We start from the raw sequence: 10,177 nt of genomic DNA on the forward strand, positions 1-10,177 counted from the left end.
CAAACCTATCAACAAGTCTTACAACAACATTCCCTCCAAGGCGATCGCCTCCAAATGGCAGTTGCCATGACCCAGATTGGCGAAGTTTATACTGCCCTGAGTGATTATACCAAAGCCCTCGAACAATTAGAAGCCGCCTTAGCTATTCGAGAGGAATTGAACGATCGCCCGGGGGTGGGAGAAACCCTCAATCATATCGGGTTTGTGTACAGTCGCTTAGGAGACTATCCCCAAGCGCTACAACGGCATGAACAAGCCTTAGAAATTGCCCAAACCTTGAACAATCGCCCCATTGAAGGGGAAGCCTTACATCACATTGCGGCAGTGTATGCGGCGACGGGAGAGTATCAAAAAGCGGTGCAATTGTATCAAGAAGCCCTCGTCATTCGTCGGGAAGTGGGAGATAAACGAGATGAAGGAAGGACCCTAAATAATCTGGGTGGCGTGTATTATAGTCTAGGAGAGGCCCAACGCGCTTTAGACTTGTATGAAGAAGCGCTAAAATTGCGAGAAGAAATTGGCGATCGCGCGGGAGTGGCGCGGTTATTAAGTAATATCGCCCTGTTATATCGACAATTCGGCCAAGGCGATCGGGCGTTGTCTTACTATGAACAAGCCTTACCGATTTTAGCAGAAATTGGAGACAAATCCAGCTTAAGTAATACCTTAAATGGCTTAGGGGTACTCTATGAAGAACGAGGAGAGTATCAACAAGCCTTGTCCGTTTATAATCAATCCTTAGCCATTGCCGAAGAAATAGGCGATCGCCCCGGCATGAGTAAAACCCTCGACAATGTGGGGGGAATTTATTATAGCCTTGGGCAATATCCCAACGCCCTAAACTTTTATGAACGGTCATTAAGCCTCCGCCAAAGCATCGGCGATCGCCCGGGTATGGGAACCATCCTGAATAATTTAGGCGGTCTTTATTATAGTTTAGGCGAATATCCCAAGGCCTTAGAAGTTTTACAACAAGCCTTAATCATTCGCCAAGAAATCGGGGATAAGTCGGGAGAAAGCCGTAACCTTGATGCCATTGCGATCGTCTATGAAAAACTCGGTCGATATACCGAAGCCTTAGACAGCTATCAACAAGCTTTAGAAATTGCCAACGCCATTGGCGACCCCACCGCCCAAGGTAATGCCCTCGAACATATTGGGGGCGTTTACCTTAGTTTAGGACAAACCGGCCAATCCTTAGAATTTTTACAACAAGCCCTCCAAACCTTTCAACGCATTGGCGATCGCGCCGCCATCGGACGGACCCTCAACGGGATTGCTTCCATCTATTATCGCCTGAAACAATATTCCCAATCCTTGGAATTTCTCCAACAAAGTCTCAAAATTTTAAGAGAAACGGGAGACAAAGCAGGAGAAGCGATCGCCCTGGCTAATTTTGGGAGAATCTTCCAAGAACAAGAAGATATAGTATTAGCCACCGCCTTTTATAAAAAAGCGGTCAACCTTCATGAATCCATCCGCCAAGACCTCAGAGTCCTGTCAATGGAACGGCAACAATCCTTTACCGAAACCGTTGCCGATACCTATCGTCACTTATCTGATTTATTACTCCGCCAAGACCGCATTTTGGAGGCGCAACAAGTCCTAGATTTATTAAAAATCCAAGAACTCGATGAATATCTGCAAAATGTTCGAGGTAACGAACAAACCGCCTCCGGAGTCGAGTTTTTACCGGAAGAAGAAAAACTCGCCGAGGAATATCTGACCCGGCAAGAACAGGCGATCGAACTTGGGCAAGAATTAAGCCAATTACAAAGCATTCCTGAAACCGAACGAACCCCCCAACAGCAAGAACGAATTGCCGAAATTGAGCGAAACCTGCAAACCCTGCGCCAACAGTTTGACCGTTTTCTCGAAAGTCCTGAAATCATCGAAATTGCCGCTGAAATTGCCCGCAAAACCAGTGGAGAAAACATAGATTTAACCAATATAGCCCAATTGCAAGCGTCATTGCAACAGTTAAATCAAAATGCTGTCTTACTCTATCCCCTCATTTTAGAAGACCGCATCGAACTGATTTTAATTACCGCTTATGGTCCCCCCATTCATCGGTCAATTCCCGTGAACAAAGCCAATTTAAGTCGGGGCGTTACTGAGTTTAGAACTGCCCTCACGGTTCCCTCCAAACGGGCGAATGCTGATATCCCAAAAGCGGCGGGTAAGCAGTTATATAATTGGTTAATTCAACCGTTTCAAAGTGAACTGGACCGCCTAGAAGTCGAAACCATTATTTATGCCCCCGATGGACTGTTACGGTATATTCCTTTAGCCGCCTTGTATGATGGAGAAAAGTGGTTAGCCCAGCGGTATCAAATTAATAATATTACTGCTGCTTCATTAACGAACTTTAATGTTGCCCCCCCAGAAGAACTCAAAATTTTAGCCGGTGCATTTACCCAAGGAACTTATAGCGTTGAAGTGGGAACGCGACAATTAGCGTTTTCTGGGTTACCTTTTGCTGGAAAAGAAGTAGAAAATTTGGCGGCAACTATCCCAGGAACCATGAAACTGATTGATCAGGACTTTAACCGAATCGCCACCACTTCGGGAATGAGCGATCGCAATGTGATTCATTTAGCCACTCATGCCGCTTTTGTCAACGGTCAACCGGAAGATTCATTTATCATGTTAGGCGATGGCGATCGCATCACCTTACGCGACTTAGAAGATTGGTCCTTACCCAACGTCGATTTAATCGTCCTCAGCGCTTGTCAAACTGCAATGGGTGGACAAATGGGAAACGGAACAGAAATCCTGGGATTTGGCTATCAAATGCAAAAAATCGGTGCAAAAGCCGCAGTCGCCTCCTTATGGTCCGTAGATGATGGCGGCACTCAAGCCCTCATGACGGCTTTTTATAATAGCTTAAAAACCGGCACTAATAAAACTGCTGCCCTCCAAAATGCTCAACTTGCTTTACTGGAAAGCGATTATAATCATCCTTATTATTGGGCTTCTTTCATTCTAATTGGCAATGGATTTTAAGGACAATCAATCACCGCTATTCTGGGTTTAAATCATTCAAATTATAGTATCATAAAATTAAGGAGTGGGAGCATCTTGCTCCCTACTCCTGAAAGGGAGCAAGATGCTCCCACTCCTTTGATAAATTATCCGATCTTCTGTCCACCCTGGAACGGGTACTTTGTTCCTGTATCCATCCCCTTAAAGGTGTCGGCTTTTACAGACAGAATGAGTAGCGGATTTGGTATAATCAGCCTAAAATTACGACAAAAACCCCGGTTTTTATCTGAATCAGACTTCAAGCCAATAGAAATATATGACAACTGCCTTAGAAACTTGGACCCATAACACGATCGCCGTGAATGGAATTACCCTGCATTATGTAACCCAGGGAGAAGGACCCTTGATGCTAATGCTGCACGGTTTTCCCGAATTTTGGTATTCTTGGCGACATCAAATTCCCGAATTTGCTCAAGATTATAAAGTCGTTGCCGTGGATATGCGCGGGTACAATGACAGCGATAAACCGCAAGATCCATCAGCTTACAGTATCCAAGAATTAATCAAAGATATTGAGGGAATTATTACTGGATTGGGGTATGAAAACTGTGTCTTAGTCGGTCATGATTGGGGAGGGGCGATCGCCTGGTATTTTGCCTACAGTTACCCCAAGTTAGTTGAAAAACTCATCATTCTCAATATTCCCCATCCTGCCAAATTTGCCGAAGGACTCCGCAGCAACCCCCAGCAAATCCTCAAAAGTTCTTATACCTTTTTCTTTCAGCTTCCCGTAGTCCCAGAGTTGCTATTTCAATTCAATGATTATCAGATGATTGAAATGGCATTTCAAAGCATGGCAGTGAATAAAACCGCCTTTTCTCCGGCTGATATTACCGCCTATAAAAATGCGGCAGCCAAACGGGGTGCGCTGACTGCTATGCTCAACTATTACCGGAAAACAATGTGGGAGTTAGTCTTTGATAAAGAGTGGAACGTTTTAGAAGTCCCCACCCTGATGATTTGGGGAGAAAATGATACCGCCCTCGGGAAAGAACTCACCTACGGGACTGAATCCTACGTTCGCAATTTACAGATTCGTTATATTCCCAATTGTAGCCATTGGGTACAGCAAGAACAACCCGAACGGGTGAATCAATATATGCGGGAATTTTTATCTGAAAGCTTGGAAAAATAACAGCTTTCACAACTCAAGTATTTTTGGGGTTAAAGCATCCCGCAAAAAGATGTAACCCAAGGGGTAGGCGAAGTACAGGGATTGCCCCTACCCAGGTATCAGTCCGATTTAAAAGGGCATAGGCATCAATTGGAGGGTTCCGAGATTGATATCTTTCGGGGAGAGCGATCGCACCTCAAACAATGCCAACATATCCTTCTGTTGAGGATTGCCACGGCTTGCTCCAGTCAACCCCATTGCAATTACCAACCCACAATATCCTTTTGTTTTCTTACAGCGACCATCCCACTTTTTACGCGCCGCAACGTGAACCGGGTCATCTTCCATAAACTCCCCAAACAGATGGAGGTCACCATTTTCAGTTTTTAAAATGCCCAAATCGAAGCGATTACCGCCGATGGGGTCTTCACCTGGATTAAAACACATTCCGGTTACACCTCCGGCTTTTTTTAACGTATCAATCATCGCTTTAGCCTTGGGTCGAGAGGTTTGAATCAAGATAATCGGCAACCCATCGCCGCTGGCATGAACTGGAGCCGATTGATAATGAGAAGCTGAGCCCTCTAGTTCTTTCAAGATTTCCCAAGGAACCACCCCGAGACTGAGGAACGAGTTCGGTGGCACCAAATCATCGCGCAACAAGGTTTCATCATCCTCCTCGTCATCCTCATCGTCCGTGGCACTGACACTCATTTCAAACAGTTTGGCAGCCAGTTCGGGCATGGTACTCACCGTCACTGCCACCTCTTCTGGACCAGGGCGATCGCCCCCTTCGGGAATCGGAATTTGATAGCATTGACTTAAGTTTGGGAACTTCCCCTTAGTCAGCTTGCGGCGAACACTATGGAAAAAGCGAGCAAACGCATCCAGGGCCAGAATCGTCAGCAGGGCCTCCTCATCATAGAGAATCGATCGCATTCCTTCTAAGGGATGAAGATTGCCAAAAGTCGGCTTAATCTCGCTGGGGGGGAGGTCCGAGAGGTCAATCTCGTCATCTTCCTGAGCGCTTTCAAAGGTAATAAACAGGCAATCTTGGGATAAAAAGGCTTCTTCTAAGCGTTCCGCAGATTCATTGGCAATCACCCGCTTTCTAAACTGAGTTAGGGATTCCAGGGACCGATATAAGAGAATGCCATAATCCAATCCCAGCATACCCATGACACAGGCATACAGGGTTCCCATATCCCACCCTTCCAGTTCAATCGAGATAATTTGATGATCCGCCAGACATTCCCAGGGACCCGCCTGCCAGACTTGATATGCCTTTTCTTCTAAACTCTCTACATATTGCGGGGGTAGCAGGGGCGGTTTGCGATCGACCACATCCTGAAACCCGCGAAACAGTTCATCAATCAGGGGGAGGTCCGGCACATACTCGATGGAAATGCCTAGGTCCTGAAGGACGCCCCGGAGAAAAAACTGGATTTCCCGGTCCTTGACCACGATTTTCTGGGGCCGACCGGGAAGGGCTGGACTGTGAGGGTGTTCCATTGCCCTGAGCAATGTGCGAACCACTGCTTCCGGGCCCGTATCAGGGGAAACGACATCCATTGATCGGACCATTCCTTGGGACCCATCTACCCACATAATGCAGTCCCCGCCGTTTTCTAAATCATAATCTGATAAAGCCGAGGAGCCTATAGGCAGAGGTTCGGACATCGGACGGCGATCGCCTTCCCAGACCGACGGAATTTGTTGGAGTTGTTGTAAGCGACGAAAAGTAGAGCGGTTTAAACCTGCCATAAAAAATTCAGTATAGGGTGTACGCACAGATGGTTAAAATAGCCAGTTAACAGAGCAATTCGCCCCGGCCTTACTGGGGCAGGGAGTTAGGGGGGAAAGGTCCATCTGATAGTTAATTCTATTCACCGACTTATTAGGATTCAAAACAATTGAAAACAACCCTAAAAACTCCCAGAATGTCTCAATACCCTACAGAAATTGGGTTGGAGTTGTAAAAGCAGTCTGGACTGGGCATTTATTGAGAATTCACACAACATTGAGAACAGTTGCCAGATGGTTATTAACAGGCTGATTTGGTCTTTTTTATCCCGGCTTGTTTCTCCAGTGTGCCATCTCCAGTTACCCTATCCGTAGGTTCCCCTGCTGCTGTGCTGCATTCCTCGCTACAATGAACTCAGAAGAGACTAAAGCCCTCTCAGTATAGAACAGCAACACAGACAACAGCATAGCTAGAATAGCTGTAGTTAGAACCGGAATAAGGAGACCAGTAAACTGATGACACAAGCAACACAGCCTCAACAACGCGGGATTCTCGTCATGGATTCTGCCATCAAGCACATTAAGTCCCTGCAAAGCCAACAAGGGGGCGAAGGCCTTTGTCTACGAGTTGGCGTGCGCGGGGGTGGCTGCTCAGGGATGTCCTACACGATGGATTTTGAGCAGCTTGACAAAATTCAACCCAGCGATGAAGTCTTCGAGTATGAAGAAGGCTTCAAGGTGGTTTGCGATCCCAAGAGCTTGCTTTATATCTATGGCATGGCCCTTGACTACAGCAATGCCCTGATCGGCGGTGGTTTCCAATTTACCAACCCCAATGCCACTCAATCCTGTGGCTGTGGCAAGTCATTTTCTGCCTAACTGGCACCTCCCCATTTTAACCTCTTTTGCCATCGCCACTGTCCCGCCTGATTCTCGTAGACTCTAAGGACCCAGGTCAGTCTTCTGACCTGGGTTTACTATTTTGGGGCTTCTGTCGTCTCTTTGTCAAAGGAAGAATAATCCTAGCAGGCAGAAACGACCGCAAGTCATTACTACAAACGAATATCCCCCAATCTCTCCTGAATTGAAAAACCGGACGGCCTTTTGGATACAATCGAACAACTGCATGATAAAGAACCGCTTATGACTGAAACCGTTGAATCTCAATTTACCAGTTGCGTGGAACGCTACAAAGCTGGTGAAGGCCCAGACACCCTGATTCCGGTGTTTCGGGATATCTGCGATCGCGCCCCAAAAAATAGTCCCGCTTGGACTTGTTTGGCGTGGCTGTATTTATTGGCCGATAAACCGACTCCGGCTTATAAGGCAGCTCAAAAAGCGGTCAAACTCAATCCCCAAGATGCTCAAGCTCAGGTTAACCTGTCAGTAGCAATGCTCGATAGCGGTCAAAAAGGCGTCCGCACTCACATCGAAATCGTCCAACAACTGATGATGGTTGCCGCAGAATTGCGCGATGAAGTGAAGGAAAATATCGACGAGGGATTGAACCGAAAACCCGATTGGAAGAGTTTACAACGGGTCAAAGACTGGCTGTTTGAATAAGCTTCCCCTTTGGACTCTGCGCTAGAGGCGATCGCACTTTCCTAGACTCTTCATTTAATTTTTAACCTTCAATGCCTGCATGAAAACCCTCTCCAATCTTCATGCAGGCTTATTTATTTTTACCCCACTCCTCCTGCCGGAGACGACGGAACTCGTCACTACGAACAAAAGAAGTCGTTTCTTCCCCTCTTACTTTTGTAGTAACGACTTCAGTCGTTTCTTAACCGTTCTTTGGAGAACTGACTCAAGCTTGATGATGCCTCACTCCAGTCGGAAATCAACCCTCCCCGACATCCTCCTCAAGGGACCTGGCCTATTTTCCCTTTCTGCCACATAAAAAACTGTCCACTCCCAACCATTTTAACCGGATATATTTCTCTTCAGAGAGTACATCGTTGTTAACCCTAAACAAACTCTAAATTTTAGGTTAAAGAATCACTTGAAACTGATTCTTTAAATCACTCTTTAACCTCCTAGAGTTTGTTAACTATTTCTTGAATTTTAGGCCAATTCAAGAAAATTTTATCCTGCATCATTTCTGACTGTAAGCCCTAAATCAATCCAATCGATAACACTTCATAAGCACTTACCCCATTTTATCTTATGATTCTTTCTCGTCAATATAAAGATTTGCCATTGACTTGGGATACCAAATCACCAGAAACCCTACAAAATGACTGTCAGTGGCTCGAATCGATTGTTAAAAATTCGGCTCCTTTTTCCGATGGATGGGTGAAAGCCCGAATCGTGCAGCTTGCCTATAACTGCCCAAACTCTCTCGATTTTCCCCTACCGAAAACCCGGGGAAAAGCTGCCACCCGAACGACTATGACAACGGCCCAGCTTTTGGCCTACGGAGGCAAGCTTTCGGAAAAAGAAATTGTTGAGGCGTTACATTGGGAGTGTTTTCAATATTGCCAAAGTCACCCAGTCGCCGACTTTCATTGCTTTCGCGAAACGGTGGATGAAAACTATGTGATGGCGACGCTTAATAGCTGGTGCGATCGCCATTTTTCTGAAAAGTCTGCTCGTAATTTTGAAATCTACCAAGACCTGGTTTATTCTAATGTCTTTTTAGTCATTAGCACGGCTCCCATTTCCCTCTATGTAGACCGTGAATTACCCCCGCCTAAAAGATTTCGGGCGTTATTTAATGTGGATGAATTCGCCGAAATTGTGGGGGAGGGGTTTTGCGATCGCATCACCCTTCGCACTCACGGTTATGGCACCTCTGCCGCCACCTTTTATGATTTATTCATGAAGGAGGCCAATGCCTTAAATCGCAAAGAGTCTTCCCGGGATAGCGGATTAAAAGACAATCATTTTTATATCGGATATCATTGGCCGAGCGAACAACCTTTTACCAGTCCCGGATTATGGAGTGATTTCTCCAAAAATTGGGGCGTTCTTTTCAAATTCTCCTTTGTGCTTTCCGGATTTGCTGGCATTATTGGCACCGGATTGTATGGGATGGTGAAACTGCTGGGCATTCCTTTGTTCAAAGGGTTAGAAATACTCCCTCTGATTGGTCCAATTTGGAAGTGGATTCAGTTGAGTGCGGTGGGCCTGCAATGGTATTGGGTGGTTCCCCCTCTGTTTATCCTTTGGGTCATTTTGATGCAGTGTTTGCGGGTGTTGGTTTATCAGCGCGATCGCTACCGGGCGATTCACTATGGTGCCCCGGATTTAGCTGAATTCTTTTGGCGCTTAGACCGGGCTTTGAATCGGAAGGCTGAAAAAACAAAAGAAACTCCCAAAACAGAAGCATTCACGCCGGTTATAGGCTCAATTGAAGCCAAAAATCAGGGTTCTGTGTCCCTGCCTAATCATGCCGTTTCGGGGTCTAACTCAGAAATTGCGGTGAACTTGGTGGGTCACAGTATGGGAGGACTCCTGCTGGTCAATACCTTGCGAATTTTGTCCGATCGCTTTGGCAAAGATGACGGAGACATTGACGATCCAGATGGGTTAGAGTCCAGCAAGATTGGCGATCGCCTGCGACTGGATAAATTAATTTTGGCCTCCCCGGATATCCCCCTAGAGTTCCTCCGGGAGGGTCGCAACAACTACGTTCGGTCTGCCATACGTCGTTGCCGTCAAATATACCTGATGTCCAGCGATCGCGATATTATCCTGCGCTATATGCCGACTCTGGGCAACTGGTTTAGTGAACCCAGTATCGAAATGTCCGCCTATCGTCTGGGAAATGTCTACCTCAAACCCTTAGACGATCGCTACCCCAACGCCAATTACCGCCCTTACATTCGCAATGTCTTGGTCTCCCAAGCAGCGGCCAGTCCCACTTCTGCTTATGACCTGTTTGAGCGCTTTAACTATATCGACTGTTCGGAGACAATTGGCGTAAATGGCATCTTTTGGTCTCTAAAACCCTACCGAGGGTTGGCGATCGACCTGATCAATACCCTAATGTTTATCCTGAGTCTGAGTTATAGTCGTCTCTTCGGCGAACTGGATTTACATGGCGGCTACTTTTTAACCCACACTGCCACCTTCAAGATTTTGAAACGGCTGATCAGTCTCAATGGCGAGTCGGAAGCAGAAATCGAAGCGGGGATTGAGGAGTTAATTCAAGGCACAAGGATCCGGTTTTTACCCTGTCAACCCTTTTTGACGAAGGATTAATACCAAATCCGGTTGTGATAGGTCTATAAAAACCCGCATCGTCAACGGTGGGGCTACACGGACGAAGCC

6 protein-coding genes are annotated in these 10,177 nt (G+C 46.4%); 5 read left to right on the forward strand and 1 reads right to left on the reverse strand.

All coding sequences use genetic code 11. The features are described from left to right. A partial coding sequence (locus J0895_RS00480) for a CHAT domain-containing protein (protein ID WP_207086187.1) occupies positions 1–3,006 on the forward strand: 3,006 nt, incomplete at its 5' end. A 295-nt stretch (positions 3,007–3,301) separates the two neighbouring features. Further along, positions 3,302–4,180 carry an alpha/beta fold hydrolase gene (locus tag J0895_RS00485; RefSeq protein ID WP_207086188.1) on the forward strand — a complete coding sequence of 293 codons (879 nt, stop codon included), beginning with the start codon at positions 3,302–3,304 and terminating at the stop codon, positions 4,178–4,180. A gap of 108 nt (positions 4,181–4,288) precedes the next feature. Here J0895_RS00485 and J0895_RS00490 read toward each other — a convergent pair whose 3' ends face one another. Continuing rightward, on the reverse strand, positions 4,289–5,923 hold the full coding sequence (locus J0895_RS00490; RefSeq protein ID WP_207086189.1) for a DUF6930 domain-containing protein: 1,635 nt from the start codon (positions 5,921–5,923) through the stop codon (positions 4,289–4,291). A gap of 495 nt (positions 5,924–6,418) precedes the next feature. Here J0895_RS00490 and J0895_RS00495 point away from each other — a divergent pair, with 495 nt between their 5' ends. The 3 genes from J0895_RS00495 to J0895_RS00505 all read left to right on the forward strand — a co-directional run bounded on the left by J0895_RS00495 (position 6,419) and on the right by J0895_RS00505 (position 10,108). Beyond that, on the forward strand, positions 6,419–6,781 hold the full coding sequence (locus tag J0895_RS00495; protein ID WP_207086190.1) for an iron-sulfur cluster assembly accessory protein: 363 nt from the start codon (positions 6,419–6,421) through the stop codon (positions 6,779–6,781). Positions 6,782–7,045: 264 nt separating this feature from the next. Further along, the gene (locus J0895_RS00500) at positions 7,046–7,465 is read left to right on the forward strand and encodes a tetratricopeptide repeat protein (RefSeq protein ID WP_207086191.1); all 420 of its coding nucleotides are present in this window, start codon (positions 7,046–7,048) and stop codon (positions 7,463–7,465) included. A gap of 603 nt (positions 7,466–8,068) precedes the next feature. Continuing rightward, positions 8,069–10,108, forward strand: a complete 2,040-nt coding sequence (locus tag J0895_RS00505) for an alpha/beta hydrolase (protein ID WP_207086192.1) — start codon at positions 8,069–8,071, stop codon at positions 10,106–10,108. Positions 10,109–10,177 lie beyond the last annotated feature (69 nt).

This window comes from Phormidium pseudopriestleyi FRX01 (assembly GCF_017313335.1).
Classification (GTDB): Bacteria; Cyanobacteriota; Cyanobacteriia; order Cyanobacteriales; family Laspinemataceae; genus Laspinema; species Laspinema pseudopriestleyi.